Genomic DNA, 24,926 nt, shown 5'->3' with positions numbered 1-24,926 from the left:
ACGTCCCTGTCCCCCCGGATCAGGAACCGACCTTGAAGCTTTCCGGGAACGGTGCACCCCAGGAACTGAAGATGCCGGGCTGATCTGCGCGCCACATGTAGGGCGGCGCCTTGCGGTCGACGCAGCGCGGCATCTCGCCGGACAACTCGTAGCGGTTGCCGTCGGGCGTGAAGAAGTAGGAATAGAGGTTCGAGCCGACGCCATGGCGCCCCGGTCCCGCCTCGGTCATCACACCGCCCCGTGCCACCTGATCGAGCATGAGCTTCATGAACTCGATGTTCGGGATCATCCAGGCGAGGTGGTCCAGCGTTTCGTGCGGCGCGCCGGCGAACATTGCCACGTCGTGGTGGAAGTCACCGACATGCATCCAGCAGGCAAGACGCCCCTGGCCGCCGGGAAACTCGACGATGTCGGAGGCGTGGAAATCGACGTGCTTCGTGAGGAACTCGATCGTCTGCGTCGCATCGGGTCCGACCCGCAGCGTGATATGGTCAAGATCGACCGGTGCCAGCGCGCCCAGCCGGTTGGCGACACGCGCGGCGGGGTTGTAGTAGTGCTTGCGCGCCTTGGAATCCAGCAGGGCGATCTGCATCTTCTGCTTCTGCGGCGGCAGGTCGAATTCGATGATCTTCTCGACGCCCGGATCGGGTGCGGTCATCTCGCGCACCTGCACGCCGGCATCGGTGACGCGCTTCTTGTAGTGCTTGAGATCGTCTTCGTCATCCGCCGCGATGGCAAAGCTGATGACGCCGGTCCCGCCCTCGGTCACGGCAACATCGAAGGTGCCGTCGGTTCCACAGGTCAGGTACACGACGCCGTCCTGCCGGGCGATTTCTTCCAGCCCGAGAACTTCGGTGTGAAAGCGCACCGATTCATCGAGGTTCTTGACGCGCAGCCGCGCGTGGGAAAGTTTCTGAAGAGCCATGCTGTTCCTCCCTCCGGACAGATCTGGTTAAGTTCAAAGCCCCGCCTGAAGCGATTTTTCCATGAAGGTAAGGCGATCGTTGCCCCACCACATTTCATCCCCCACGATCATCGTGGGCATCCCGAAGACGCCGGCTTCATGCGCGGCCTGCGTTCCGGCCTCGTAGCGGTCTGCCGCTTCGGGCGAGGCCACCCAGGCCGTCACGGTCTCGGGGTTCCAGCCGAACTGCCGGGCAAGCCCGGCCAGAAGCGCCGGATCGGCGGGATCGGCGCCCTCGCCCCAGACCCGCGCCCATGCGACCCTGATGAAGGCCTCGCCCTCGCCGTGATCTGCGGCAAAGAGGAACGCCTTGTTCAGCGGCTCGGACGCCAGCGACTTCGGAAAGACCAGAGGCACATCATAAATGGCCGCCCAGCGATCCAGATCCTTGCGCAGGTAGCTCAGTTTCAACGGAATGGTGACATTGGCCGGCCCGGTATTGCCGGCCAGAAGCTTCAGCCGGGGAAGGTTCGCCACATGCGGACGAAACTCCAGCCCGTATTTCCGGCAGAGTCCCGGCACCTGCTGGAAGGCCAGATAGGCGAAGGGGCTCATGAAGTCGAAGTAGAAGTCCAGCGCGCGCGCGGTCATTTCGCTCCCTCGGAGGCAAGCTCGGCGGCCAGTTTCGCCCATTGCCGACCCGATTCGCGCGCGCCTTCCAAATAGGCCTCGGGGACCAGGGAATAGGGCGCGCGGCAGGGCCCGGCCTTCATCCAGCCGGCCGCATCCATCCGCGCTTTTTCGATGCCGATGTTGTAAACTGAGAAGTCCTTGAACGAGCCGTTCGGGAACAGCGTGCGATAGGTCATGCCGATCCGGTCGGTCAGCGCCTTCGCGCTAGTCCAGTCGCCGGTTTTCCGGGCCTTGGCCACTAGGTCGCGCAGTTGAATCGCAGGGGCCGGACCGCAGACCGCACCACTGGTCCAGAATGCCGTGCACGCCTCGGGGTCGAGTCGTGCGGCGGCATAGTAATCAACGTCAAGCGGCATCAGCCGTATCCTGCGCTTGGTCAGGTTCAGGTCGGCATAAAGCGCGGCCGTATTGATGTACTTGGCCGAGACGACCTGCGGGATCTCGGAGATCTGCGCCCAGAAAGCACGGGGAAACTCGAACTTGAATGCCTCCGGGTTGGCATAGGCGCAGATCGCCACATCCGGGCAGGCCGCCGCCACATCGCGGAAGAACTGCACCGCGGTCGACACATCGGGCTGGACCCACATGGGCAGGCCCAGCATGACGCCATCGACACCGATCTCGCGTGCTGCGCGGGTCATGCGGATCGTGTCCCGCGTGTTAAGGGCGGTCGTGCCACCGAAGACCGGAATACGGCCGCGCACCGTCTCGACCAGAGTGCGCATGAATGCTTCTTTCTCTTCCCAAGTCGTGGTTGCGGCCTCGCCCAGTGTGCCAAGCGACAGGATGCCGTCGACGCCCGCCGCGACCAATGCCTCCGCAGCGCGCGCGGCTTCGTCTAGGTCGACGGTATCGACGGCGTTCGGATCGGAGGCACCTGGCTTCGACGGTGTGGGCATGATCGCCCAACAACCGGTAACGTCATCCACAGTAAGCAATTCGCGTTTCATCAAGGGTCTTCCTTTGCAAGGGCGCATAGGTTGCACCGACTGCGGTCGCAGTCAGCGACAGGCTTGCTTCTCAGAGCGGTATCGCGTTGCCGCGGTCTTCCCGCCAGAGTCCAAGCTTTTCCTGGCAAACGCGATCAGAGTATGAGAACAGCACCGCGTCGCCGTCGGCCTCATGCGTAACGGTCTTCCAGCTTGGCACCACAAACACGTCCTTCGGCCCCCATTCATAGGTCTTGCCGGCAATGATGCTGCGCCCCGTGCCTTCGGTTACGACGAACACGGTGGCATCGGTCGAACGGTACCGCTGAGTCTTGAACCCCTTCGGCAGAAGCTGAAGACAGGGCGAGATCGTCGGCATCGCCCAGCCGCCATCCACGGGATTGATGTAGCGCATCTTGATGCCGTGGCAGGGATCGATCTCTCCCTGCTTTTCCAGATGAGCCAGCGCCTCGCGCGAACGCTCATACGGATAATTGAAGATCGGCGAGGCAAGCCGCGTCCGTTCATAATCGACCGGCAGCATGTTTGCGCCGAAACGCCAGGTGCTGTCCTCGGTCTGGCGGGTTATCGGCTGCTGGTCCTCGTGATGCTCCTCGGCGAACGATGCGTCGAAGACGGAAACGATCGGGATGTCGAGGCCGTCCAGCCAGATCATCGGCGCGCCGGATTCGTTGCCGTGGTCATGCCATGCGCCGGGGGGAGTGATCACGAAATCACCGAACTGCATGACCGTGCGCTCGCCATCGACCGAGGTCTGGGCACCCGAGCCCTCCATCACGAAGCGCAGTGCCGACTGGCTGTGTCGGTGCGCCGGGGCGACCTCGCCCGGCATGACGATCTGGAGGCCCGCATAGAGAGAGGTGGTGATGCGGGATTGACCCCGCAGGCCGGGGTTTTCCAGCACGAGAACGCGCCGTTCCGCTTCCTTGGCGGTGATGAGGCCGCCGGCTTCCAGCAGGTAGGACTTCGCCTCGTCGAAATGCCACAGGTGGGACACACATGCGCTGTGCGGTTCCGGGGTGATTATGTCCGACAGAACCGTCCAGAGTGCGGTGTAAGAAGAATTGTCGATCTTGTCGTAGAATTTCCGCCGTTCTGGCGATTCTGCCGGTTTCTCGGTTAGCGTCATTGGGTTCCTCCACTATGGACCCGCCCCGAGGCGGGCATGCATTCCGTTTTTCCTAGAACTGGAATTCCGGAGTGGTCACGGTCAGACCATCCAGTTCCGGCGTCAGCTTGATCTGACATGCCAGGCGGCTGTTCTCCTGACGGTTGGCGGCAAATTCCAGCATGTTCGCCTCCGAATCGCCCATGGGCGGAATACGGGGCAGCCAGGCGGCATCCACATAGACCTGGCAAGTGGCGCAGGCACATGCCCCGCCACAATCAGCGTCGATGCCCGGAACGCCGGACAGGGACGCCGCCTCCATCAGGGACCGCCCCTCAGGCGCCGCAACCGCGCGCCGCTCGCCGGACGCGTCCACAAAGACCAGATTGATAGCCATCAGGAAGTCCCCCCCAAACCGAAGCCGCTTCGCGTGAAGCAACTCAAGACCAGTAGACCTGGCGCTGAGGCTCCCCCCCCGTCCAGGCCACGTCTGCTTTGCGGTTCTCCGCCCTGTAGATGGGACGGACAACTTATCAAGCATGCATACTATCTCCTAGCGCGCTTCTCGGGGCGCGTCAAGCCGATTGCGGCCTGGCTTTCCCGGCCCATTCCGGAACCAGTCTGCGGCAAGATCGCATGCTATCGGTGATTGCGCTTGCGGTCGCTCGCAAGCATACTTACATTCGGTATGACCATCATCGTCGGCGCCGGGCTGTGCCAGTGATTGACCCACCGACGTGACAAAGGGCCCTGCGGGATGAACGATCTTACTGTGCTGAACCCACTCGGAATCCTGGATTCAGGCGAGCGCCAGAAGGTCTTGACCCAACATCCCGCACACCTGATTCGGCGAACCTACCAGATATTCCTGTATTGCTTCGACGAGGCCATGGCCGGCCTCAACCTTTCGCCGATGATGTGGATCATGATCGCGACGGCCCGGAACTATCCCGGCCTGTCGGTCACGGAACTTGCCCGGAGCGCGGTGGTGGACAAGGCAAGCTGCGGCAGGACAGCCACGATGCTTGAAAAGCGCGGGCTGCTGCTGATCCGGAAAAGTGACACCGATGGCCGCCAGAAGGTTCTGGAACTGACCCCGGCCGGTGTGGCACTGGCCATCAAGGGGGAAGGCCGGGTCGAGCGCTTGCGGTCGCTGCTGCTGGATCAACTGGATAAGGATGAGAAGGACCGGTTCGTCGGGCAGTTGGCCAGCTACGTCCAGAAATCCGGGAAATTCACGCGATCGTCGATTCCCGAATTTCCGGGCCCTGACAGCGATTGATTGGCGTCAGGGGCTGACCGGAGGTTTCCCGGTCAGCCGGTCTGGAGATCAGTTGATCTGAATGTCCATGGCGCCGATCCGGTCGATCCAGGCGTGCATCCGGTTTCCAGGCAGAACCTGACCCACGCCCTCGGGTGTTCCGGTGAAAATCACATCGCCGACTTCGAGCGTGTAGAAGCGACTGGCCATCTCGATCAGTTCCGGCACGCCAAGCACCAGATCGCGGGTATTGGCTTTCTGCCGGGTCGCCCCATCAACCTTAAGCTCGAAGTCCAACTGGGACGGATCGGGGATCTCGTCGGCCGTGACCAGCCAGGGGCCGAGCACCGAGTAGGTATCCACCGATTTGCGCATGCTGCGCTCCTCGGCACCGCGCACCGTCATGTCCAGCCCGATCGCGTAGCCCGCGACGTGTTCAAGCGCGTCCTTTGCCGCCACGCGATCAGCCCGGCGGCCGATGATCACCGCGAGTTCGATCTCGTGGTCAGAGCGACGGTCGGGGAAGCGCAGCGTAACAGGGTCGCACGGCCCGATCAGACTGCTCGTGGCCTTGAGGAAAAGGCCCGTCTCTTGGATGACGCGGATCTGCGCGGCATTGTTCTGGTGCAGTTCCTTCTGCTCGCGCGCTTCCTCGAGGTGCTTGACGTAATTGACCGGCGCCGCCACCAGCTTGCCGGGGTTCGCCACGGGAGACTCGAGGGAGACCTCGGCGATCTTCCTGCGCTTGCCGCTGCGCGACGCCTCCGCGAAGGCAGGCAGCAGCCGGTCGAGATGCGCAATCATCGGGTCGTGCCGCGGCAGCGGGTAGCGCACTTCCGGCAGCAGATCCAGCGCGGCGGTCACATCAACGACCTCGTCGCCTTCGACAAGCCCGACGCGAGTCTTGTTGAAACGGCAAATCTTCATCCTGGTTTCCCCAATCCGTGATCCCGTCACCACTTGCCATGGCTTCGAATGCTCCGGCCGCCCCATGGGCAGGGCCGGAGCCTTTATCCTTGTTCCGTCTCTTTGCCCGCAGGCTCAGGCGAGCCTTACAGGGAACAGTTCCAGACCCCGGAACCGCGTGTTGTGCTGGAAGCGCACCTTGCCGTTGCGCGTCAGCGTCGGCAGCTCCCGCAGCACGGTGGGAACCGCGATCGAGGCTTCGAGCCGCGCCAGCGGCCGCCCCAGACAGACGTGGATCCCGGCACCGAAGCCGACATGGTTGTTCGGCCGGCGCGAAAGGTTCAGCCTGTCGGGGTTGTCGAAGATCCGTTCGTCGCGGTTTGCCGAAGCCTGGCACAGGACGACTTCGGTGCCGGCGGGTAGCGTCCCGTTGCCGCTTTCAAGAACCACCTCCTGAGTCGTGCGGCGACCCTGAAGCTGCAAGGGCGTGATGAACCGGATCAATTCCTCCAGCGCGGGCGCGATCGGCGCCGCGCCGTCGCGCAGTTGCGCCAGGCTTTCGGGATCGTCCATCAGGAAGTGGATCGACTGCGAGATGAGGTTCGTCGTGGTCTCGTGGCCGCCGTTCAGCGTCACGATGCACATGTGCAGGATCTCGTCGTCGCTGACTTCGACACCCTCGCGCTGGGCTGCGGCCATCGCGCAGAGGATGCTTTCGGTCGGGTCGATCGCCGGCCGCGACTTGATCTCGTCCAGGAACGGGCGCAGGTAGTTCTTGAATTCGGTGACGGCGTCGTGCCCTTCGGCGATCGCGGTTTGCGGCACCTTCGGGTTCAGCGGGAACAAGACCTTGCGGCCGACGGCCTGGATATAATCCGCGTCCTCGACCGGCACGCCGATGATCTTGCAGATCAGCGCCACCGGAATCCGGAAGGCGAAGTCGCGGACGAAGTCGAACTCGCCCATCTTCTTCACCTTCTCGATCTCGCGATCCACAACTTCCTGGGTGAACCTGGAAAGCATCTGGATCGAGCTCTGCGCGAAGAACGGGTTGACGATGTTGCGCAGACGGTCGTGATCCGGATTGTCGCGGAACAGCATCGTCGAGGTGTGGTGCTCAAGAAGCGGACCTTCGCCGAAACGCTTGCGGAACTGGTCGCCCTTGTAGACGAGGCCGCTCAGGTCACGCCAGATCTGGCGCACGTCGTCATAGCGGGTCAGCAGCACGCTGCCGTCTTCCTGGGTGTGGACCGGATCGCCGTCGCGAAGCAGGCGGAAATAGCGGCTCGGATTGTCGAAATAGTCTTCAGGAGGGTTGAAGAGGTTGAAGGCGCGGGCCTTGTCGGACAGGGCTTCGTCAACTGCGGTGTTCACGGTCATCTGTTCATCCTGATGTTGCGCTTGGACAACGGTTGAGATTGTGGGCTCGACATCATTTCCGCCACTGTCGCATTCGGGCTGATGATGTCCTAGCATACATGGCGCGTTCAAGCAGTGCCCGCTTCTTCTGTGGTCCGGCCCATGGCTGAAGCCACGGGCCGGACCTGATCATTCCCTCTGGCCGCCGGTTACAGAGGATACTGCTGGGTCGGCTGCTCGATCGTGAGCCACTTCAGCTCGGTGAATTCCTCGATTACCGCCTGGCTGTCGAAACGACCCCATCCGCTTGCCTTGGTCCCGCCATAGGGGGCTTGCGCCTCGTTGGCGACGGTCGCGCCGTTGATGTGCACCGAACCGGTCTGGATGCGCATCGCCACGTCCATTGCTCGGGTAATGTCGTTGCCGAACACGGCGGCCGAGAGACCGTATTCCGTGTCGTTGGCAACGTGCACCGCCTCGTCTGCGTCCTTGACCCGGATCACCTGCAGGATGGGGCCGAAGGCTTCCTCGGAGTAGATGCGCATCTTCGAGGTGACGCCATCCAGCACAGTCGCCGACATCAGCGTGCGGTCTGCGTGACCGCCGGACCTGAGCTTCGCCCCCTTCGCCACCGCGTCGTCAAGCAGCGCGTTCAACCGGTCGGCGGCACCCTGGCTCACCACGGGGCCAAGCGCGCAGGCGGCCTGGGTGCGCGGGTCGCCGGCCTGAAGCTGGGCAGCGCGTGCCGCAAGCTTCTCGACGAAGGCGTCGGCGATCGGATCTTCGACGATGACCCGCTCGGTCGACATGCAGATCTGGCCCTGGTAGAGGAAGGCCCCGAAGATCGTCGCGTTCACTGCGCCGTCGATGTCGGCATCGCGCAGCACGACCATCGGCGACTTGTCGCCAAGCTCCAGGATGCACCGCTTGAGATGGCGACCGCATTTCTCGCCGATGATCCGGCCGACGTTGGTCGAGCCGGTGAAGTTGACGCGGCGCACCGCCGGGTGGGCGATCATGCTCTCGATGACTTCGGGGGCGTCCTTCGGATCGTTGGTCACGAAGTTCAGCGTTCCGGCCGGAAAGCCTGCGGCATAGACTGCCTCTGCCACCAGGGCATGCGTCTTGGGCGAGGTTTCCGAGGCGCGGAACACGACCGTGTTGCCGCACATCAGCGGATAGGCGATGGCGCGCGCCGCCAGCACGATCGGCCCGTTCCACGGCACGATCGACAGGATGACGCCGACCGGCTGGCGCACGGTCATCGACAGCGTGCCCGGCTTGTCCGAGGGAATGGTGCGCCCCTGGATCTGCGTGGTCATCGCTGCGGCTTCGCGGAACACATTCGCCGCAAGCATCACGTTGAAGCGCGCCCAGAGTTCGCCGGCGCCAACCTCGCCCTTCATCGCGACGACGAAGTCTTCGGTGCGCTTCTCGATTTCATCGGCGGCGCGCATCAGCAGCACGCGACGCTGGCCCGGACCGGTCTGGGACCAGGTCGCAAAGGCGCGTTGCGCCGAATCGATCGCCGCCAGTGCATCCTCCGGCTTCGCCGCGGCGCCCTGGGTCACGACCTCACCGGTCACCGGCGAGCGGCGGGCGAAGGTGGCGTTGTCGGTCGCGCCGCGCGCCTCGTTGTCGATATAGAGCAGGGTATCCATTGCGTTTCCTCCTGTTGGTTTCCTGGTGCCTGGGCCTGGCAGTCAAGCCGGGCGCAACAGCCATCGTCCGGCGCGGGCCGGTCTAGGAAAGTCGATCATCTCTGTTCCGGGGCAGGTTCGATCCGATAACCGGGCTCGAACCTGCCCCGACCGATTCAGGCGTTACCGAAGGCTTCGACCAGTTCGGCGCCCATGTTTGCGGACGCAAAGCCCCGCATGCCGATACCGCCATCGAAGTTCAGCACGCCACCGGTTCCGGGCTGGTTGTCCTTGCGGTTTGCGAAGAAAACATAGGCGCCGGCATATTCCCGGGCGTGAAACGCCCGCTCGAGCGGCAGCATCTGTTTCATCAGGTCGTTCAGCGGCAGTTCCGAGAACTTGTGCCCCGCCTGGCCAAGGGCGCCGATGCCGGCCAGGTTGCTGCCCCCGATGCCGCCGGGGGCGACGCCGTTCACCCGCACATGCGGTGCGAATTCGTGCGCCATCTGCTTGATCATGCCGACCACCGCATGTTTCGTCGCGGTATAGAGAACACCGCCGCCGCCAGGGTAGAACGATGCGTTCGAGGCGGTGAAGATCATCTGCCCCTTGGATTTGTACAGTTCGGGCAGCGCCGCCTTCGCTGCAAGGACGTAACCCTTGACGTTGATAGCGAACATCTCGTCGAAAGCGGTGACAAGCGCGTCATCTTCGGTCGAGACCAGCGATTTCGACCAGTCCCAGACACCGGCATTGCCGACCAGGGTATCCAGCTTGCCAAATGCCTTGACACATTCGGCGACGGCCCGCTTGTTGTCAGCGATTTCGCGCACATCACCGGCAATGCCGATGACCGCACCGCCGAGTGCCTTGGTCACTTCCTCGATGCGTTCCTGCGAGCGGTCGAAGATCGCGACACGCGCGCCCTCCTCGACATAACGCTCGACGATTGCCCGACCGAGACCCGATCCGCCTCCGGTCACGAGCGCGACCTGATCCTTGAGCTGCATTGCGTTCCCTCCTTTGGCTTCCGCCGTGTGTCAGCAGTCTATGTAGATCATGTCGTTCTCGATCTTCGCCGGGAAGACCTTGAGAGCCTCACAGGCGGGAAGAGCCTTGACCTGACCCGTCCTTACACAGAACTTCGCGAAGTGCAGGCTGCACTCGACGATCCCGTCCTCGAGAAAGCCGTCCGCCAGCGACCAGGTGTCGTGGGTGCAGGTGTCCTGGACGGCGTGCACCTTGCCATCCACCTTGCAGACCAGGATCGGTTCGCTAGCCCCAGAAAACTGCTTCATTTCTCCCTCCGGCAAATCTGCCGAAGGGAAAGCCTTTGTCCACGCCATTTGCGCCCCTATCAGAAGAAGAAGCTGAGGTTGTTCGAGAGGATCGTGCTCTGATCCACCAGGATCTTGCGGCTCGCGATCTCGAAACCGGCTTCGCTGTCAACGCGTCGCAGAACATCCTGACGCTCGCAGGCAAACACGTCTTCCTGGCGTTCTTGCCGCGTGCGGTAGACAATCATCGCCGACACGACATTCAGGGTGTTTTCGCTCTCGGGGACGATCATCACGTTGCCGACCAGGTAGCGGAGCCGCGATGCCGGGTTCTCGGACCAGCCCACATCCGACATGATCTTCTTGATCCGGCCCTTCATCGTGAACCAGTTGTCGTCAAAATGCGCGAAGCCGTTTTCGTTGGTGTATTCAAAGGCGACTTCCCGCATGATCTTGGTCGAGCGGATCGGCATCCAGTAGCGCAGATCCGAGGCGAGAAGGCCGAACCATTCCTGGTAACGGCGATCCGTCAGCAGCTTGGTCTCCCAGTACAGGAACTGTTCGACCTCGTGCTGAAGTTCAAGGGAAACGGGCTTCGGCTTGCGCTCGAAGGCGGTCTTGAAGGTAGTATCGAGCATGGTTTCCTCCCACTGCATTAGGGTGTCTGCCGGTCTTGCCGGCAGACGATCTGACTAGTCAGCGGACTGTCGCCGCCAGTGGAGCGTTATTCCGCCGCAACCGCCAGCGGCTTGATCTTGTTGATCGCGGGCCAGTCCGGGGCGGTCATGATCTGGGTCCAGTAGCGATACAGGCCGCGCGCCGATTCCTCGCCATAGGTGTAGGCGAAGCTGACCCCCGGGAAGCCCTCGGGGTTCTCGGTCGTGATCGTGTGGGTGGCCATCTCGATGTTGAACTTCTGCTGCTGGGCGACATGGCCCCTAAGAACCTGCTGGATGTCGCACCAGTTCTCGCCATCGTCCTGCTCGAAGACGCCGCCCGCCGTGAAGGTGCGCGAAATGTTGCGGCTCCATTCCTCCTTGATCTCGTCCGGGGCGGTCTTGTCCACCAGGGCAAACGTCCAGACCTCGATCTCGTTCGGGCCGCGCGGCTGCCACATGCGGACCGTGTTGATCCCCGTCAGGAACGACAGGTTCGGGAAGATGTTGGTGTGACAGAGATGCACATCCGTCCGCGACTTGCCCAGGCGGCGCGTCGCTTCCTCGTAAGCCGGTCCCGAGGTCAGGTATTCTGTCACTTTCGGCCCGAGGATCGTCATGAAGAACATCGGGTTGCGCAGGAACAGGCCGCAGCCGTGGCCGTTCGACATGTGCACGTTCAGGCCCTCGGTCGGCGGCGCGACCTGCGACAGATCCACGTCGTCCGGAACGCCGGCCATGATGCCGGACAGGTGCGAGGTCGTGCCGGCGTGATAGGCGTCAGAAGCGAACTGCTCGGCCGCGAACTTCCAGTTGCAGGGAATGACCCATTTCTGGATACCCGGCACCGCCTCGGTGCCGCCTTCGCAGCGGTCCAGCATGATGTCCATGTAGAACTTGGCTTCGCCGAGATACTCGTCAAGCGACGGGGCTTCGGCATCCCAGTTCGCGAAGATCAGACCCTTGTAGGTCTCGACCCGCGCCTGCTTCGGACCCCATTCCTTCTTGTTCAGGCAGCCACCGAAGGCCTCCTGCTCCATCGGGACGCTGACCAGATCGCCGCCCTGGTTGTAGGCCCAGCCATGGTAGGTGCAGGTGAACGCCTTCGCATTGCCCGAGTCGGCGCGGCAGATGCGCATGCCGCGATGCCGGCACTGGTTCAGGAAGACGCGGATGCTTCCATCCTTCTGCCGCGACACGACGACAGGATCCTCGCCAATGTAGGACGTGATGAAGTCACCCGGCTTGGCAATCTGCGACTCGTGGCCCATGCAGATCCAGGTGCGGGCGAAGATGCGTTCCAGCTCAAGCTTGTAAAGCGATTCGTCCGTGTAGATCTTCGGATTGTAGACCCCGGATTTCTCGTCGATCATCCCGAGAATTTCCGCGTCGGAATACGCGCCTGAGGCGCTGTGCACGCTGGCATTCATTTGGACTTCCTCCCGTTGAAACAAAGATTGGCTGTGGCCCCCCGAGCGACCCCTCCGCGAGCCGCAAGCCTTGAGGGTGTCATTAGCGCAATCCGGAAATTCCGACAAGAAAAAAAGCATGCTTCCAATTTTTCGGGGGTTGGCTATGATCCAGGGGCCGGCTCTGCGGGAGGCAAGTGCCGGGTTGACGCAGGAATCGAAGGGGGAGGACGAGCATGGGAAGACTGTTTTCGGCGCGATTCGCGGCCGCCGCGCTGGCGGGCTGTCTGGCATCGGGCAATGCTTCGGCGCAGGTCGAGGCGATTGCGACCCCGCCTGCGGGATCCGTTTGGAACACGATGGCCTCAGTCATCGCCGCCGAGGCCCGCAAGGCGGACGGCGGGCGGCTGGTCGTTCAGCCCTATGGCGGCAACGGCCAGATGATGCAGGCCGTCAACGACGCGCTGGCCGAATATTCTCTGAACGATATCAACGATGTGATTACCGCCGTCAGTGGAACCGGCGAATATTCGGCACCGATGCCGAACCTGCGGGTCGTGGCCAGGATCAATCCCTTCCCGGTCGGGCTTTTCGTGCGTGCCGATTCGGGAATGACCCGCGTGTCCGATCTCAAGGGCATGCGCGTTCCTTCCGGCTGGGAGGCGTTTCCCCTGAACCGCCCACTGGTCGGCGCGCTGCTTGAGGCCGACGGTATCAGCTATGACGAGGTGATCGGCGTGCCGATGCCCGAACTGATCCGCGGCGCGGACGCGCTGGTGTCCGGCCAGACGGATGCGGCCTTCTTCGCGGTGGGCGGGCCGAAGGTGGCCGAAGTCAGCGCCTCGGTTGGCGGGGTCCGCTTCCTGGAGGTCGCCTCGGACGAGGCGGCGCTGGCGGCTGTGCGCAGGCATCGGCCAACCTACTACTTCTCGGAAGTCACGCCGGCACCGGTTCGGGTAGGCATCGAGAAGCCGATCATGATGCTGACCTGGGACAACGTGCTGGTGGTCGGCGCGCATGTTCCCGACGAGCAGGTCAAGGCGCTGCTGGCAGCGATCTTCGACAACCGTGACGCGATCATGGCGGCCTATCCGCCCCTCGCCGCGCTGAACGTCGAGACCGCCTATGTGGATTACCCCGGTGTGGAATACCATCCGGGGGCCGAGGCATTCTTCGCCGAGCGTGGCGTGGCAAGGACGCCCACAAACTGACGGGACTGTTGCGGCCGGGCGGGCCAGACAGAGGCCAGTGCCCCGCCGCGCTTCTGCATCACGACAACTCGTCCAGTGGGGACTTCGAGGTGACACAGACAAACAGCGTCCGGCCGATGGCTGTCCGCCCTGTCATCGTACAGGGGCTGGCGGTCGCCCTGACCCTTATCGCCATCGCCTTCGCGCTGGACATGCCCAGTCGCCTTGGCCTCTACATCTACACCGAGCAGGTGCTCGCCGCGGCTCTAGGCGTCGGCCTGGGCCTGGTCTTCCTGATCGAACGCCGCGGCAGCGACGGGACCGAGCGCGCGGTTCAGGGACAACTGGCCGACTGGGTGCTTGCCGCCCTCGGGCTGGGGATCTCGCTATACGTTTCGTTCCGCTACGTCGATCTGATCGGCCGCGCGATGTCGGCCTCGGCGGATGTGGTGGCCATTGCCGCCATCCTGTTCCTTCTGGTGCTCGAGGGCCTGCGGCGGGTCGTGGGCTGGGCGCTGGTGCTGGTGGTGATGGGCATTGCCGGCTACGGGCTGGTCGGCCATCTGGTGCCGGGTTCGCTGCAAACTCGGCATGTTGCGCCCGAGCAGCTGCTGACCTACGTCGCCTTCGATGCCAATGGCATGCTGGGCCTCACGCTCAACGTGGCCGTGACCGTCGTGGTCGCCTTCGTGCTGTTCGGGCAGATCCTCATGCGCGCGGGCGGCGCCGAGTTCTTCAACGACATCTCCCTCGCCGCGCTGGGGCGTCGCCGGGGCGGGGCGGCCAAGATCTCGATTCTCGCCTCGGCCCTGTTCGGAACGATTTCCGGTGTGGTGGTTTCCAACATCGTGGCGACCGGCGTCGTCACCATCCGGCTCATGACCCGGTCGGGGTATCGGCCGGCCATGGCCGCGGCGGTGGAAGCCGTTGCCTCGACCGGAGGCCAGATCGCGCCGCCGGTCATGGGCGCCGTTGCCTTCCTGATGGCCGATTTCCTTCAGGTGCCCTATGCGGAGATCGCGCTTGCCGCCGTCATCCCGGCCGCGCTTTACTATCTGGCGCTCTACTTCCAGGTCGATCTCGAGGCCGCCGCATCCGGTATCGCCCCCCTGCCCGATGACGAGATTCCCTCTGCCGGCCGAACGCTGCGCCGCGGCGGCATCTTCATCCTGCCCTTCGTGGTCATGGTCGGCGCATTGTTCTGGCTCGGCCAGCGGCCGGAAACGGCCGCGCTCTGGGCAACCGGCGCGGCCCTGATCTGCGGCGTCGTCTTCGGCTATGGTGGCCAGCGGATCGCCCTTCGCGCGATCTGGCAATCGCTGGTGGAAACGGGATTCGCGATGACCGACATCCTGATGATTTCGGCGGCCGCCGGGTTCATCATCGGCGTTCTCAACGTCACTGGCCTGGGCTTTGCCGGCACTTTCGCGCTGGCAGAGATCGGCCAGGGCAACCTGCTGCTGCTTCTGGTCCTGACCGCGGTCGCCAGCCTGGTGCTGGGCATGGGCATGCCGACGGTCGCGGTCTACCTGCTGCTGGCGGTTCTTCTCGCCCCGCCGCTTGTCGAGGCCGGCGTCTCGCCGATCGCCGCCCATTTCTTCATCTTCTACCTCGGCATGATGTCGATGGTCACGCCCCCGATCGCCATCGGCGCCTTCTTCGCGGCCGCCCTTGCCAAGGCGCCGCCGATGCAGACCTCGCTCGTCGCGATGCGGCTGGGCTGGACGGCCTATATCGTGCCGTTCCTTTTCGTGGTCTCGCCGCCGCTGCTGATGCAAGGCAACGCGACAGAGATCCTCATGGCCGCAGGTGCGGCGACCGGCGGGGTCTACGCGGTATCGGCGGCCCTGGCGGGCTGGTTCGGCGGTCGCATCGACGGCATCCGGCGCGTGCTTCTTGCCGTGAGCGGTGCGCTGCTTCTGCCGCTGCCCCTGGGCGGACTTCCCCTTGCCGCGGCCCACGGGCTGGGACTGGGGATGCTGGCACTGCTCTGGTTCCTGCGCAGGATGCCGCCCGCAATGCCGCAGCCCGTCCAGCCCGTCCAGCCCGAGCAAGAACCCTGATATGATACCCTGTGAAAAGGTCAGCCAACCGATGGACTACTGCTTTCCGCCGCCGCCCGTTCCCAGCCTGCCGGTCGCCGGCACCGAAGCGCGCTTTCCCGTGCGGCGCATCTTCTGCGTCGGACGCAACTATGCCGAACACGCGCGCGAGATGGGCAAGGACCCGGATCGCGACCCGCCGTTCTTCTTCACCAAACCCGCCGATGCCGTGGTCGAGGACGGTCAGACGGTTGCCTATCCCCCCGAGACGCGGAACTTCCACTATGAGGCGGAACTGGTGGTCGCCATCGACAAGGCCGGCACGGAGATCCCGGAGGATCGGGCGCAGGAGCACATCTTCGGTTATGCGGTCGGCAACGACCTGACGCGGCGCGACCTGCAACTTGCCGCGCGCGAGGCAGGCCGTCCCTGGGACTGGGGCAAGGCCTTCGACCGTTCTGCCGTGATCGGCCCGATCCACCCGGTCGCGGAGGTCGGCCATCCCGGCCACGGCGCGATCAGCCTTAGCGTCAACGGCACCGTCCGGCAGCGCGCCGACCTTGCCGACCTGATCTGGTCGGTGCCGGAGATCGTCTCGATCCTGTCGCGCTCGATGGAAATCCGCCCAGGCGACCTGGTGATGACCGGCACGCCCGCGGGCGTGGGGGCAATGCAGGTCGGCGATGTCTGCGTGGTCTCGATCGACGGTCTCGGCCAGATTGTCACGACGATCGGGCCACGGGCATGAGGAGCAACTGAGATGACCATGCGCCTGCACAACTTCTTCCGGTCCTCAACCTCGACGCGCCTCAGGGCCGCGCTGAACCTCAAGGGGCTTGCGACCGACTATGTCTCCTATGCGCTCCGCAAGGGCGAGACCCGGGCACCCGGCTTTCTGGCGATGAACCCGGCCGGGCTTGTGCCGGTGCTGGAACTCGATGACGGAACGGCGCTCGTGCAATCCCTGGCGATCATGGAATGGCTCGACGAAACCCAGGCCGGGCCGCCGCTGCTGCCGAAGGATGCCGAGGGTCGCGCCCGAGTGCGGGCGCTTTCCTGCATGATCGCCTGCGAAATCCATCCGCTGAACAACCTGCGAGTGCTCAATCGCCTGACAGAGCAGTTCGGCGCCGACGAGGACGCGCAGAAGCTCTGGTTCGTCCACTGGGTCGAGACCACGTTCGATCCGCTTGAAATCATGCTGGCCGAGGACAGTCGCACCGGCGCATATTGCCACGGCGACACCCCCGGCCTTGCCGACTGCTGCCTCTACGCCCAGGTCTGGAACAACCGCCGTTTTGCGATCGACACCAGCCGCTGGCCCACGATCGCGCGAATCTTCGACGCGCTCGATGCGCTGCCCGCCTTCCGCGATGCCGCGCCGATGAACCAGCCCGATGCAGTGTGACCCCATGTCCGTAGCACCCGAAGCGATCTCGCCCTCTCCTGCCGTCGGCCTGTTGCAGCGCGCCGGGGATCTTTCGCATCTGGAGACATTGCACCGGCGGCTCCTGTGGCTGTCCTGCTGGACGATCCACAACGCCAATCACCTGCGCGACAAGGACGAGCGCGACGTGAAGGTCGGGGGGCACCAGGCGTCCTCGGCCTCGATGGCCGCGATCCTCACCGCGCTCTATTTCCATGCCCTGCGCCCCGAGGACCGCGTGGCGGTAAAGCCGCATGCCGGCCCGGTCTTCCATGCAATCCAGTATCTGATGGGCAACCAGACCCGAGACCGGCTGGAGAATTTCCGCGGCTATGGCGGGGTGCAAAGCTATCCCTCGCGCACCAAGGACGTGGACGACGTGGATTTCTCGACCGGCTCGGTCGGGCTTGGCGCGGCGATCCCGATCTTCTCCAGCCTGGTGCAGGACTATCTTCAGGGCCATGGCCGGACTGCACAACTGGGCCGCATGGTGGCGCTGATCGGTGATGCGGAACTGGACGAGGGCAACATCTACGAGGCCCTTCAGGAGGGCTGGAAGCACGATCTGCGCAACGTCTGGTGGGTGATCGACTACAACCGGCAGAGCCTTGACGGCGTGGTGCGCGAGGGGCTTTTCGGACGCATCGAGGCAAGTTTCGCGGCCTTCGGCTGGCGGGTGGTGCGGCTGAAATACGGGGCGCTGCAACGGGCTGCCTTCGCCGAACCCGGCGGCGCGAAGCTTCGCGACTGGATCGACGCCTGCCCGAACGCGCTTTATTCGGCGCTGACCTTCCAGGGCGGGGCGGCATGGCGCCGACGGCTGATGGAGGATCTGGGCGATCAGGGCGCGGCCTCTGCGCTGATCGAGGCGCGCAGTGACGCAGATCTTGCGGCGCTGATGGAGAACCTCGGCGGCCACTGCCTTGCCAGCCTTTGCGAGGCCTTCGATGCCGCGACCGGCGAACAGCCGACTGTCTTCCTGGCCTATACCGTCAAGGGCTGGGGCACGCCGCTTGCTGGCCACAAGGACAATCACGCCGGGCTGATGACGGTCGGCCAGATGGCCCAGTTCCAGCAGGCGATGACGATACCCGAAGGTTCCGAGTGGGAGCCCTTTGCGGCCGTCCCAGATACGGCCGGATTGCGTGCCTTCCTGTCGCGCGTGCCCTTCTTCAGCCAGGGGCGACGCCGCCTGACCGCGCCGGCCCTGCCGGTTCCGGCAATGGCCGCGCCCGCAGACCGGGTCCTGTCGACCCAGGCCGGCTTCGGCAAGATCCTGGATGAGATCGCACGCCTGGGCGGGCCGCTGGCGGACAGGATCGTCACCACATCGCCCGATGTGACGGTCTCGACCAATCTCGGCGGCTGGGTCAACCGGCGCGGACTTTTCGCGCGGGCGGCCGAGGCCGACACCTTCCGCGACGAGCGCATACCCTCGACACAGAAATGGGACTTCAAGCCCGAGGGTCAGCACATCGAGCTTGGCATCGCCGAGATGAACCTGATGCTCATGCTTGGCGCCGCAGGCCTGTCGCACAGCCTTTTCGGCGAACGGCTGATCCCGATCGGCACGGTCTATGACCCGTTCGTCGCGCGCGGCCTCGATGCGCTGAACTACGCCTGCTACCAGGATTCGCGCTTCCTGCTGGTCGGAACCCCTTCGGGCATCACGCTTGCCCCCGAGGGCGGCGCGCATCAGTCCATCGGCACGCCGCTGATCGGCATGTCGCAGGACGGTCTTGCCGCCTTCGAGCCGGCCTTCCTGGACGAGCTTGCCATCATCACGGGCTGGTCCTTCGACTATCTCCAGCGTGACGGCGGGCAGGATCCCGATCCGCAGACCGGGCTAGCCGATGCAGCTGGCGGGTCGGTCTATCTTCGGCTCTCGACCCGGCCGGTCGAGCAGTCCCTGCGCCGCCCCGATCCGGGGTTCGCGCGGGGCGTGATCGACGGGGCCTACTGGCTTCGCGAGCCTGGCCCGAATGCCGAGGTGGTGATCGCCTATCAGGGTGTGGTCGCGCCCGAGGCGATCGAGGCGGCGGGGCGCATCGCCGGCGCGCGGCGCGACGTGGGCGTGCTGGCGGTCACTTCCGCCGACCGGCTTCATGCCGGCTGGACGGCCGCGCGGCATGCCCCGGATGGCGTGTCGCACGCCGATCGACTGCTGGCCGGTCTGCCGCCGCACTGCCTGATCGTCACGGTGATCGACGCCCATCCGATGACCCTGGGCTGGCTTGGCGCCGTCCGCGGGCACCGGACCGTTCCCCTCGGGGTCGAGCATTTCGGCCAGACGGGCCGGATCGCCGATCTCTACCGGCACTTCGGCATCGACGCGGACGGCATCGTTGCGGCGGCGGGGCGCCACAGCGCCGGACGCCCGCTCGGCTGACCTGAGGTCGGCCTGCGTCGGCTTCGCCATGCAAGACAGGAACCCTTTTTCCGGCGGCAGCCATGCCACCGGAAAATCTCGAGGAAGACAGATGTCCACAAGACCCGAAGCCCAACCGCCACTTTCCGGCATCCGCATTGTCGAGATCGGCCATTTCATCGCCGCCCCGTTTGCCAGCCGGATTCTCGGCGATCTCGGCGCCGAGATCATCAAGATCGAGCCGCCAGGGGGTGATCCCGTCCGCGGCTGGGGCGCGCAATCGGGCGGTGCCTCGCTGTGGTGGAGCGTCCATGGCCGCAACAAGCGGTCGGTGGTGGTGGACCTGAAGCAACCCGAAGGGATCGAGGCCGTGGCGCGCATCATCGCCCGGTCCGACGCGCTGATCGAGAACCAGCGTCCCGGCGGTCTGGCGCGGCTCGGTTTCGACCGCGACCGGTTGCACGACCTGCGGCCGGGACTGGTCGTCGCCCATGTCTCGGGTTACGGACAGACCGGACCGGCCCGTGACCGCGCGGCCTTCGGCGTCATCGGCGAGGCCATCGGCGGGCTGCGCCACCTTACCGACCATCCTCCGGGCACCACCGACCTGCCGCCGCCGCGTGTCGGCATCAGCATCGGCGATTCCGTTGCCGGTCTCTATGCGGTGATCGGTGTTCTTGCCGGGCTAGTGCGCCGCGGTTCTCTTGCGTCGCAGGGCCAGCCGGATGACCCGATCTGCACCGTCGACATCGCCCTGACCGAAGCCGTGCTGTCGCTCATGGAAGGGGTGGTCACGGAATACGCCGCGCTCGGTCTGGTCCGCCAGCCCGTCGGCGCCCGCATCGCTTCGGCGGCGCCGACCAATGCCTATCCGTCGAAGGATGGCCGCTGGGTCATCATTGCCGCGAACTCCGATCTCCTGTTCCAGCGATTGATGGTGCTGATCGGACGCGGCGACCTGGGTGCAGATCCCGCGCTGAAAAGCAATGCCGGCCGCTTGCAGAATGTCGAAGCGATCGACGCGGCGATTTCTGCCTGGTCCCGCACCTTCGACGCCAAGCGTCTGGCAGAGGTCCTGGCCGGGGCCGACATCCCCTCGACCCTGATCTACTCGGCCGCCGACATCGCCGGGGATGCACAGTTCCGTGCGCGCGGCATGGTCCGCGAAGTCAGCGATCCGCGCCATGGCACACTGCTTCACCCCGGCATCGTGCCGCATTTTCCCGACTCTCCCGGCACGATCCGCAGCACCGGCCCGGAGGTCGGACAGGATACCGAAGCGGTTCTCGCCGACATCGTCGGCTATACCGAGGCCGAGATCGAGCAGCTTCGGAAGAAGGGAGTGATTGCATGACTTCTGTCCAGATCGTCGAGGTCGGTCCGCGCGACGGGTTCCAGAACATTGGTCCATTCATACCGACCGAAACCAAGATCGCCATGATCCGCGGCCTTGCGGCCGCAGGGGTGCGGCGAATGGAGATCACCTCGTTCGTCAGTCCGCGCGCCATTCCGCAGCTCGCCGATGCGGCCGAGGTGCTGGCCAATGTTCTGGCGCAGGGCGCCGTTCTGCCGCAGGTCCTGGTCCCCAATGCCCGCTACGGCCACAAGGCGATCGAGGCCGGGGCGCGTTTCCTGTCCTATGTCATCTCGGTTTCGGAAAGCCACAGCCGGTCGAACGTGCGCGTCGGACCGAACGAGGCCTTGGCCGACTACGCCCGGCTTGTGGCCGAGGCGCCGGCGGGGATCCGCATGCGGCTCAACCTTGCCACCGCTTTCCATTGCCCGTTCGAGGGCATGACCCCTGCCACGGCGGTGCTCGATCTTCTGGGCCGCGCGCTCGAGGTGCGCCCAGATGCCGAGGTTTGCCTCTGCGACACCACCGGCCGCGGCACGCCGGATCAGGTTGCGGCGCTGTTCGATTCTGTAATGACAGCCTTTCCCGAGGTCTCGACCTGGGCGATGCATGCACATGACACCTACGGCCACGGCCGGGTGAATGTGCGGGCGGCCTACGAACGCGGCGTGCGCATCTTCGACTCGGCGATCGGAGGACTCGGCGGCTGTCCCTATGCGCCGGGCGCCAGCGGCAACGTTGCCACCGAGGATATCGTGCGTCTGTTCCAGAACTGTGGCGTGGAAACCGGCATGGACCTCGCAGCCCTACTGCCGCTTGGGGCTGCCGCTGCCGCGCTGCCGGGCGCGAATTGTAGCCACATTCCCGCTAACACAGAGACAAACACCGCACAAAACGCGTGCAAATAGAAGGATTGATGTAGCAACGTCTAGGTGTTCAGTCCCGGCATCTGGTGGATCGGGTCGAGGATGAATCGATCCGGTTCTGAGGTCCAGACCTTGCAGATGTATTCGTAGGGCGTGAGCCCGCTGAGCGTCTTCAGTCGGCGGGCGAAGTTGTAGGCGGCGAGGTGGCTGCGAAGCTGATTGTGGCTGTCGTAATGGAAGCGCTTCACAGTGGCGTCCTTGATCGTGCGGTTCCTCCGCTCGACCTGGCCGTTGGTCCAGGGATGGTTGGGCTTGGTCAGGCGGTGCTCGATCCCGTTCGCCTCGCAGATCATGTCGAAGCGCATTGGCCGGGAGTAGATGGTGTTCCGGTTACGTGGCTGCTCCGCGAACTGGATGCCGTTGTCGGTGAGAACCGTGTGGACCTGGTAGGGCACCGCCTCCAGCAGGTGCTCCAGAAACTCCCAGGCTGTGCGTCTGTCGGCCGTCTCAACAAGCTGGGCGACAGCGAACTTGCTGGTGCGGTCGATGGCCACGAACAGGAAGAGCTTGCCCTCGGCGGTCTGCACCTCGGCAATGTCGATGTGGAAGAAGCCAATAGGGTAGCGTTTGAACTTCTGCCGCTGGGGCTTCTCGCCCTCGACATCCGGCAGGCGCGAGATGCCATGACGCTGAAGGCACCGATGCAGCGCTGATCGTGTAAGGTGGGGGATCGACGGCTGAAGGGCATAGAGGCAATCGTCGAGCGGCAGAAGCGTGTGCCGCCGGAAGGCGACGACCGCCGCTTCCTCTTCCTCGGTCAGGACGGTGGATCGCGGTTCCGACGGCCCGGTCTTCATGTCCTCGACCGTCGCCCGCTTCCGCCACTTCGCCAAGGTCTTCGGGTTGATGCCGAACTCCCGGCTCAGCTGCGCGAGCGAAGCTTGCGATCGCTGTATTGCTGCTCTGACGGCGAACGTGGTCGTGGCGCTGCCGTGACGAACCTGTCCCATAGTGCTTCCTTCCAATCCCGCGAAAGGATCGCACCATCAAACCGTGGGATCAAACACCGAGGTGGCGGCAAACCACTATGGTGACAATCCGGCGTCGCGACCGATCCACGAGGCCACCATCGCCGAGGCGATGATGGATGCTGTCGAAGATGCGTTGCGGCCCACCGTGTTGACGCCGGAAGTCGAAGCGGATGCCTTGGCCTCTCCACCTGAAACACATTCTTCGCCAGATCGAGCCCGACCGTGGTAATCTCCGACATGACCGTTCCCCTCTTGTGGATCGTCGCAGACCCACCTTGGCACATTGATGCCGTCGGGGGGCGGTCACATCATCAGAGCCGGTAAATCGGGTTCCGCGAACGACCCTCGCTGATCGCCAGCGTGATCGTCCGCCGCCCGGTGTATATCGTCATATTGGTCTCGGCCCCGGCAATCACGGGCTTCACCGAGACGGTGGTGCGGTTCGACAGGACCTCGACCTCGAAGGCTTCGCTGTCGCCCAGAAGCACGGAGTCGATCCTCTCCCCAAGCTCGATGGCCGTATTGACGCGGAGCTGCGTGTCGAGACGGGTCACATCGACCGGGTTGTAGAGGACCGAACGCACGCGTGCATCGGCACCCTCATGATAGAAGAACTGCGTCTGACCCACGAGTACCGCGAACAACTCAAGCGCGAGAAGGAAGAGCGCGCGGAAATGGCCCGCGCCGAGAAGGAAGAGAAGAAGCTGCTGGCGGAGGCCGAGGCCGCCGAGCGGGAGGAGGCCAAGTATCAGGCCCTTCTGGAGAAGGCGCGGAAAGAGGCGAACGGCGACGGCAACGCGCAACGGATTGCCGAGTTGGAGGCGGCCTTGGCCGCGGCGCATCTCGCCAGCGAACGTGCCCGCGCCATGGCCGAAATGACCAAGTCTGGCTATGTCTACATCATCTCGAACGTGGGCTCGTTTGGCGATGACGTCGTGAAAATCGGGCTGACCCGTCGGCTTGATCCCGATGACCGGGTCCGCGAACTTGGAGACGCGAGCGTTCCTTTCAGCTTCGACACCCACGCCATGATCTACAGCGACGCAGCACCGGCACTGGAACTAGCTCTTCACAGGGAGTTCGCTGAGAAGCGGATCAACACATCGAACTTCCGCAAGGAATTCTTCCGGGTTTCCCTGGACGAAGTCGAAGCGGCGGTCGGGCGCCTGGCGCCTACGGCCGGCTTCTTCAAGGATCGGGAGGCACAGGAATGGCACGAAACCTTGGCCCGCCGAAATGCCAGCTTGGCTGACATGCAGTCGGCGGCCGCGCGAGAACTGCCAGCTTCGATCTGAGTGGCCTATCGCCCCGAGTAAGTTAGAGAGGGGCTCACGCCCCCCTCTCGAACTTCACGACTGGGATGCCGAGCTTTCTGGCCTTGTCGGCGAGGTTTTCCTGGATGCCGTTGCCCGGGAAGACGAGGACGCCCACGGGCAGTACATCCAGCATGGCGTCGTTGCGCTTGAAGGGCGCGGCCTTGGCGTGCTTGGTCCAGTCGGGTTTGAAGGCAACCTGCGTCACGCCGCGGGCCTCGGCCCATTTGGCGGCGATGAGCTCGGCGCCCTTGGGGCTCCCCCCATGCAGGAGCACCATGTCGGGATACTTGGTCCGGACCTGGTCGAGCTTGCCCCAGATCAGGCGGTGATCGTTGAAGTCGGTCCCGCCGGTGAGGGCCACTTTGGGGCCTGCGGGCAGCATCACCTCGGTCTCGGCGCGGCGCTTGGCGGCGAGGTAATCGCGGCTGTCGATCAGCGCGGCGGTCAGATGCTGATGGTTCACCATCGAGCCGGTGCGGGGCCGCCAGGTCGAGCCCGTGTGATGCCAGAACTCGGTCGCGGCATGGTCGCGCATCATGTCCATGCAGTTCCGCCGTTCGGTCAGGGTCAGGCCCTCGGCCACCAGGCGCTCAAGCTCGGTGGATTTCACCTCGGAGCCGTCCTGCTCGCGCTGGAGGCGGCGCTGGCCCTGCTCGTTGTCATCGAGGTTGCGCTCGATCCGGGCGGTCGCGCGGTGGAAGAGGTTGACCTGGCCCCAGAGCACTTCTTCGAGATCGGGTTCCATGCGGGTGTCGGCGAGGCTCGCGACGAGGGCGTCGAAGATATCCGCGACGGCACCCCGGAGGCGGTCGGCATCCGGCATTGGGCGCGGATCGGGCTCGTCGAAGGGGCGGTAGCCATAGAGCTGCAGCTCGTCGAGCGCGTGGGCGGTCTGGGATGCGGTATGGGCGGGTTCATAGGCGTCGTCGTGGGTGTGGATCGTCATTGGTTTCTTGCCTCCGGGCATCAACTCGTCCGCGCGTCATCCCGCGCGGCCTTCATGGGCTGCGAAAGCCGTGGGAGGTGACGCCCCTTCACCCCCTTTCGGGGCCGGAACGCATGTGGAGGAGGACGGGGGGCGGCTGATTTGATGATGTGGACACCCCCACCCCAACCGTCGAGTCTGGCTTCAACGGTTCCCCGGGAAGAAGGAGTGGTTGGATATGTCCG

24 protein-coding genes are annotated in these 24,926 nt (G+C 64.4%); 9 read left to right on the top strand and 15 right to left on the bottom strand.

What is annotated here, in order from left to right:
- Positions 1-19 precede the first annotated feature (19 nt).
- The 5 genes from ACO2Q5_RS18590 to ACO2Q5_RS18570 all read right to left on the bottom strand — a co-directional run bounded on the left by ACO2Q5_RS18590 (position 20) and on the right by ACO2Q5_RS18570 (position 4,052).
- Complete coding sequence (locus ACO2Q5_RS18590) at positions 20-925, bottom strand: VOC family protein (RefSeq protein WP_423293815.1); 906 nt, start codon at positions 923-925, stop codon at positions 20-22.
- Positions 926-958: 33 nt separating this feature from the next.
- Complete coding sequence (locus ACO2Q5_RS18585) at positions 959-1,555, bottom strand: 2-hydroxychromene-2-carboxylate isomerase (RefSeq protein WP_423293813.1); 597 nt, start codon at positions 1,553-1,555, stop codon at positions 959-961.
- Positions 1,552-2,547: a dihydrodipicolinate synthase family protein gene (locus ACO2Q5_RS18580; protein WP_423293811.1), complete on the bottom strand. Its 996-nt coding sequence runs from the start codon at positions 2,545-2,547 to the stop codon at positions 1,552-1,554. The genes ACO2Q5_RS18585 and ACO2Q5_RS18580 overlap by 4 nt, the downstream gene beginning before the upstream one ends.
- A 70-nt stretch (positions 2,548-2,617) precedes the next feature.
- Positions 2,618-3,676 carry a gentisate 1,2-dioxygenase gene (gene gtdA / locus ACO2Q5_RS18575; RefSeq protein WP_423293809.1) on the bottom strand — a complete coding sequence of 353 codons (1,059 nt, stop codon included), beginning with the start codon at positions 3,674-3,676 and terminating at the stop codon, positions 2,618-2,620.
- 52 nt (positions 3,677-3,728) lie between these two features.
- A complete protein-coding gene (locus ACO2Q5_RS18570; RefSeq protein WP_423293807.1) occupies positions 3,729-4,052 on the bottom strand; it encodes a 2Fe-2S iron-sulfur cluster-binding protein in 324 nt (107 codons plus the stop codon).
- A 360-nt stretch (positions 4,053-4,412) separates the two neighbouring features.
- Between ACO2Q5_RS18570 and ACO2Q5_RS18565 the strand changes: the two genes are divergently transcribed.
- On the top strand, positions 4,413-4,937 hold the full coding sequence (locus ACO2Q5_RS18565; RefSeq protein ID WP_423293805.1) for a MarR family winged helix-turn-helix transcriptional regulator: 525 nt from the start codon (positions 4,413-4,415) through the stop codon (positions 4,935-4,937).
- 48 nt (positions 4,938-4,985) lie between these two features.
- Here the strand turns inward: ACO2Q5_RS18565 and ACO2Q5_RS18560 are convergent, their stop codons facing one another.
- The 7 genes from ACO2Q5_RS18560 to ACO2Q5_RS18530 form a co-directional block, all read right to left on the bottom strand.
- Entirely contained in the window at positions 4,986-5,843 is an 858-nt protein-coding gene (locus ACO2Q5_RS18560) for a fumarylacetoacetate hydrolase family protein (protein WP_423293803.1), read from the bottom strand.
- 114 nt (positions 5,844-5,957) lie between these two features.
- Positions 5,958-7,202, bottom strand: coding sequence for a cytochrome P450 (locus ACO2Q5_RS18555; protein ID WP_423293801.1), 1,245 nt, complete (start codon positions 7,200-7,202; stop codon positions 5,958-5,960).
- 188 nt (positions 7,203-7,390) lie between these two features.
- Positions 7,391-8,842 (bottom strand): aldehyde dehydrogenase, encoded by a 1,452-nt coding sequence (locus tag ACO2Q5_RS18550; protein ID WP_423293799.1) that lies wholly within the window; start codon positions 8,840-8,842, stop codon positions 7,391-7,393.
- Between the two features lie 155 nt (positions 8,843-8,997).
- Positions 8,998-9,831 (bottom strand): 3-(cis-5,6-dihydroxycyclohexa-1,3-dien-1-yl)propanoate dehydrogenase, encoded by an 834-nt coding sequence (gene hcaB / locus ACO2Q5_RS18545; RefSeq protein ID WP_423293797.1) that lies wholly within the window; start codon positions 9,829-9,831, stop codon positions 8,998-9,000.
- Between the two features lie 30 nt (positions 9,832-9,861).
- Entirely contained in the window at positions 9,862-10,167 is a 306-nt protein-coding gene (locus ACO2Q5_RS18540; protein ID WP_423293796.1) for a non-heme iron oxygenase ferredoxin subunit, read from the bottom strand.
- Positions 10,168-10,178: 11 nt separating this feature from the next.
- Positions 10,179-10,736: an aromatic-ring-hydroxylating dioxygenase subunit beta gene (locus tag ACO2Q5_RS18535; RefSeq protein WP_423293794.1), complete on the bottom strand. Its 558-nt coding sequence runs from the start codon at positions 10,734-10,736 to the stop codon at positions 10,179-10,181.
- 86 nt (positions 10,737-10,822) lie between these two features.
- Positions 10,823-12,184: an aromatic ring-hydroxylating dioxygenase subunit alpha gene (locus tag ACO2Q5_RS18530; protein ID WP_423293792.1), complete on the bottom strand. Its 1,362-nt coding sequence runs from the start codon at positions 12,182-12,184 to the stop codon at positions 10,823-10,825.
- Positions 12,185-12,399: 215 nt separating this feature from the next.
- Between ACO2Q5_RS18530 and ACO2Q5_RS18525 the strand changes: the two genes are divergently transcribed.
- The 7 genes from ACO2Q5_RS18525 (at position 12,400) to ACO2Q5_RS18495 (ending at position 21,451) form a co-directional block, all read left to right on the top strand.
- The gene (locus tag ACO2Q5_RS18525) at positions 12,400-13,374 is read left to right on the top strand and encodes a TAXI family TRAP transporter solute-binding subunit (protein ID WP_423293790.1); all 975 of its coding nucleotides are present in this window, start codon (positions 12,400-12,402) and stop codon (positions 13,372-13,374) included.
- A 116-nt stretch (positions 13,375-13,490) separates the two neighbouring features.
- Positions 13,491-15,416, top strand: a complete 1,926-nt coding sequence (locus ACO2Q5_RS18520; RefSeq protein ID WP_423293788.1) for a TRAP transporter permease — start codon at positions 13,491-13,493, stop codon at positions 15,414-15,416.
- 31 nt (positions 15,417-15,447) lie between these two features.
- Positions 15,448-16,143, top strand: coding sequence for a fumarylacetoacetate hydrolase family protein (locus tag ACO2Q5_RS18515; protein ID WP_423293944.1), 696 nt, complete (start codon positions 15,448-15,450; stop codon positions 16,141-16,143).
- Positions 16,144-16,155: 12 nt separating this feature from the next.
- Positions 16,156-16,803: a maleylacetoacetate isomerase gene (maiA, locus tag ACO2Q5_RS18510; RefSeq protein ID WP_423293786.1), complete on the top strand. Its 648-nt coding sequence runs from the start codon at positions 16,156-16,158 to the stop codon at positions 16,801-16,803.
- A gap of 4 nt (positions 16,804-16,807) precedes the next feature.
- Positions 16,808-19,210 (top strand): 1-deoxy-D-xylulose-5-phosphate synthase N-terminal domain-containing protein, encoded by a 2,403-nt coding sequence (locus ACO2Q5_RS18505; protein ID WP_423293784.1) that lies wholly within the window; start codon positions 16,808-16,810, stop codon positions 19,208-19,210.
- Positions 19,211-19,301: 91 nt separating this feature from the next.
- On the top strand, positions 19,302-20,543 hold the full coding sequence (locus tag ACO2Q5_RS18500; protein ID WP_423293782.1) for a CaiB/BaiF CoA transferase family protein: 1,242 nt from the start codon (positions 19,302-19,304) through the stop codon (positions 20,541-20,543).
- Positions 20,540-21,451 (top strand): hydroxymethylglutaryl-CoA lyase, encoded by a 912-nt coding sequence (locus ACO2Q5_RS18495; protein ID WP_423293780.1) that lies wholly within the window; start codon positions 20,540-20,542, stop codon positions 21,449-21,451. The genes ACO2Q5_RS18500 and ACO2Q5_RS18495 overlap by 4 nt, the downstream gene beginning before the upstream one ends.
- Before the next feature lie 20 nt (positions 21,452-21,471).
- Here the strand turns inward: ACO2Q5_RS18495 and ACO2Q5_RS18490 are convergent, their stop codons facing one another.
- Positions 21,472-22,419 (bottom strand): IS481 family transposase, encoded by a 948-nt coding sequence (locus tag ACO2Q5_RS18490; protein ID WP_423293778.1) that lies wholly within the window; start codon positions 22,417-22,419, stop codon positions 21,472-21,474.
- 332 nt (positions 22,420-22,751) lie between these two features.
- A complete protein-coding gene (locus ACO2Q5_RS18485) occupies positions 22,752-23,024 on the bottom strand; it encodes a TrbG/VirB9 family P-type conjugative transfer protein (protein WP_423293777.1) in 273 nt (90 codons plus the stop codon).
- Between the two features lie 18 nt (positions 23,025-23,042).
- Between ACO2Q5_RS18485 and ACO2Q5_RS18480 the strand changes: the two genes are divergently transcribed.
- Positions 23,043-23,735 (top strand): GIY-YIG nuclease family protein, encoded by a 693-nt coding sequence (locus tag ACO2Q5_RS18480; protein ID WP_423293775.1) that lies wholly within the window; start codon positions 23,043-23,045, stop codon positions 23,733-23,735.
- Between the two features lie 34 nt (positions 23,736-23,769).
- Here the strand turns inward: ACO2Q5_RS18480 and ACO2Q5_RS18475 are convergent, their stop codons facing one another.
- On the bottom strand, positions 23,770-24,702 hold the full coding sequence (locus tag ACO2Q5_RS18475; RefSeq protein ID WP_423293773.1) for a DUF2493 domain-containing protein: 933 nt from the start codon (positions 24,700-24,702) through the stop codon (positions 23,770-23,772).
- Positions 24,703-24,926: the final 224 nt, after the last annotated feature.

Source organism: Neotabrizicola sp. VNH66 (assembly GCF_049445895.1).
Classification (GTDB): Bacteria; Pseudomonadota; Alphaproteobacteria; order Rhodobacterales; family Rhodobacteraceae; genus Pseudogemmobacter.
This window is presented reverse-complemented; position numbering and strand designations above follow the sequence as displayed.

Bases quoted from the DNA above. Each gene is read 5' to 3' on its own strand.
- ACO2Q5_RS18550 (WP_423293799.1), bottom strand. From the start codon at position 8,842: ATGGATACCCTGCTCTATATCGACAACGAGGCGCGCGGCGCGACCGAC.
- ACO2Q5_RS18480 (WP_423293775.1), top strand. From the start codon at position 23,043: ATGATAGAAGAACTGCGTCTGACCCACGAGTACCGCGAACAACTCAAG.
- ACO2Q5_RS18560 (WP_423293803.1), bottom strand. From the start codon at position 5,843: ATGAAGATTTGCCGTTTCAACAAGACTCGCGTCGGGCTTGTCGAAGGC.
- ACO2Q5_RS18520 (WP_423293788.1), top strand. From the start codon at position 13,491: ATGGCTGTCCGCCCTGTCATCGTACAGGGGCTGGCGGTCGCCCTGACC.
- ACO2Q5_RS18565 (WP_423293805.1), top strand. From the start codon at position 4,413: ATGAACGATCTTACTGTGCTGAACCCACTCGGAATCCTGGATTCAGGC.
- ACO2Q5_RS18535 (WP_423293794.1), bottom strand. From the start codon at position 10,736: ATGCTCGATACTACCTTCAAGACCGCCTTCGAGCGCAAGCCGAAGCCC.
- ACO2Q5_RS18590 (WP_423293815.1), bottom strand. From the start codon at position 925: ATGGCTCTTCAGAAACTTTCCCACGCGCGGCTGCGCGTCAAGAACCTC.
- ACO2Q5_RS18585 (WP_423293813.1), bottom strand. From the start codon at position 1,555: ATGACCGCGCGCGCGCTGGACTTCTACTTCGACTTCATGAGCCCCTTC.
- ACO2Q5_RS18525 (WP_423293790.1), top strand. From the start codon at position 12,400: ATGGGAAGACTGTTTTCGGCGCGATTCGCGGCCGCCGCGCTGGCGGGC.
- gtdA (WP_423293809.1), bottom strand. From the start codon at position 3,676: ATGACGCTAACCGAGAAACCGGCAGAATCGCCAGAACGGCGGAAATTC.
- maiA (WP_423293786.1), top strand. From the start codon at position 16,156: ATGACCATGCGCCTGCACAACTTCTTCCGGTCCTCAACCTCGACGCGC.
- ACO2Q5_RS18555 (WP_423293801.1), bottom strand. From the start codon at position 7,202: ATGACCGTGAACACCGCAGTTGACGAAGCCCTGTCCGACAAGGCCCGC.
- ACO2Q5_RS18540 (WP_423293796.1), bottom strand. From the start codon at position 10,167: ATGGCGTGGACAAAGGCTTTCCCTTCGGCAGATTTGCCGGAGGGAGAA.
- ACO2Q5_RS18570 (WP_423293807.1), bottom strand. From the start codon at position 4,052: ATGGCTATCAATCTGGTCTTTGTGGACGCGTCCGGCGAGCGGCGCGCG.
- ACO2Q5_RS18505 (WP_423293784.1), top strand. From the start codon at position 16,808: ATGTCCGTAGCACCCGAAGCGATCTCGCCCTCTCCTGCCGTCGGCCTG.
- ACO2Q5_RS18500 (WP_423293782.1), top strand. From the start codon at position 19,302: ATGTCCACAAGACCCGAAGCCCAACCGCCACTTTCCGGCATCCGCATT.
- ACO2Q5_RS18495 (WP_423293780.1), top strand. From the start codon at position 20,540: ATGACTTCTGTCCAGATCGTCGAGGTCGGTCCGCGCGACGGGTTCCAG.
- ACO2Q5_RS18515 (WP_423293944.1), top strand. From the start codon at position 15,448: ATGGACTACTGCTTTCCGCCGCCGCCCGTTCCCAGCCTGCCGGTCGCC.
- ACO2Q5_RS18530 (WP_423293792.1), bottom strand. From the start codon at position 12,184: ATGAATGCCAGCGTGCACAGCGCCTCAGGCGCGTATTCCGACGCGGAA.
- hcaB (WP_423293797.1), bottom strand. From the start codon at position 9,831: ATGCAGCTCAAGGATCAGGTCGCGCTCGTGACCGGAGGCGGATCGGGT.
- ACO2Q5_RS18580 (WP_423293811.1), bottom strand. From the start codon at position 2,547: ATGAAACGCGAATTGCTTACTGTGGATGACGTTACCGGTTGTTGGGCG.
- ACO2Q5_RS18490 (WP_423293778.1), bottom strand. From the start codon at position 22,419: ATGGGACAGGTTCGTCACGGCAGCGCCACGACCACGTTCGCCGTCAGA.
- ACO2Q5_RS18475 (WP_423293773.1), bottom strand. From the start codon at position 24,702: ATGACGATCCACACCCACGACGACGCCTATGAACCCGCCCATACCGCA.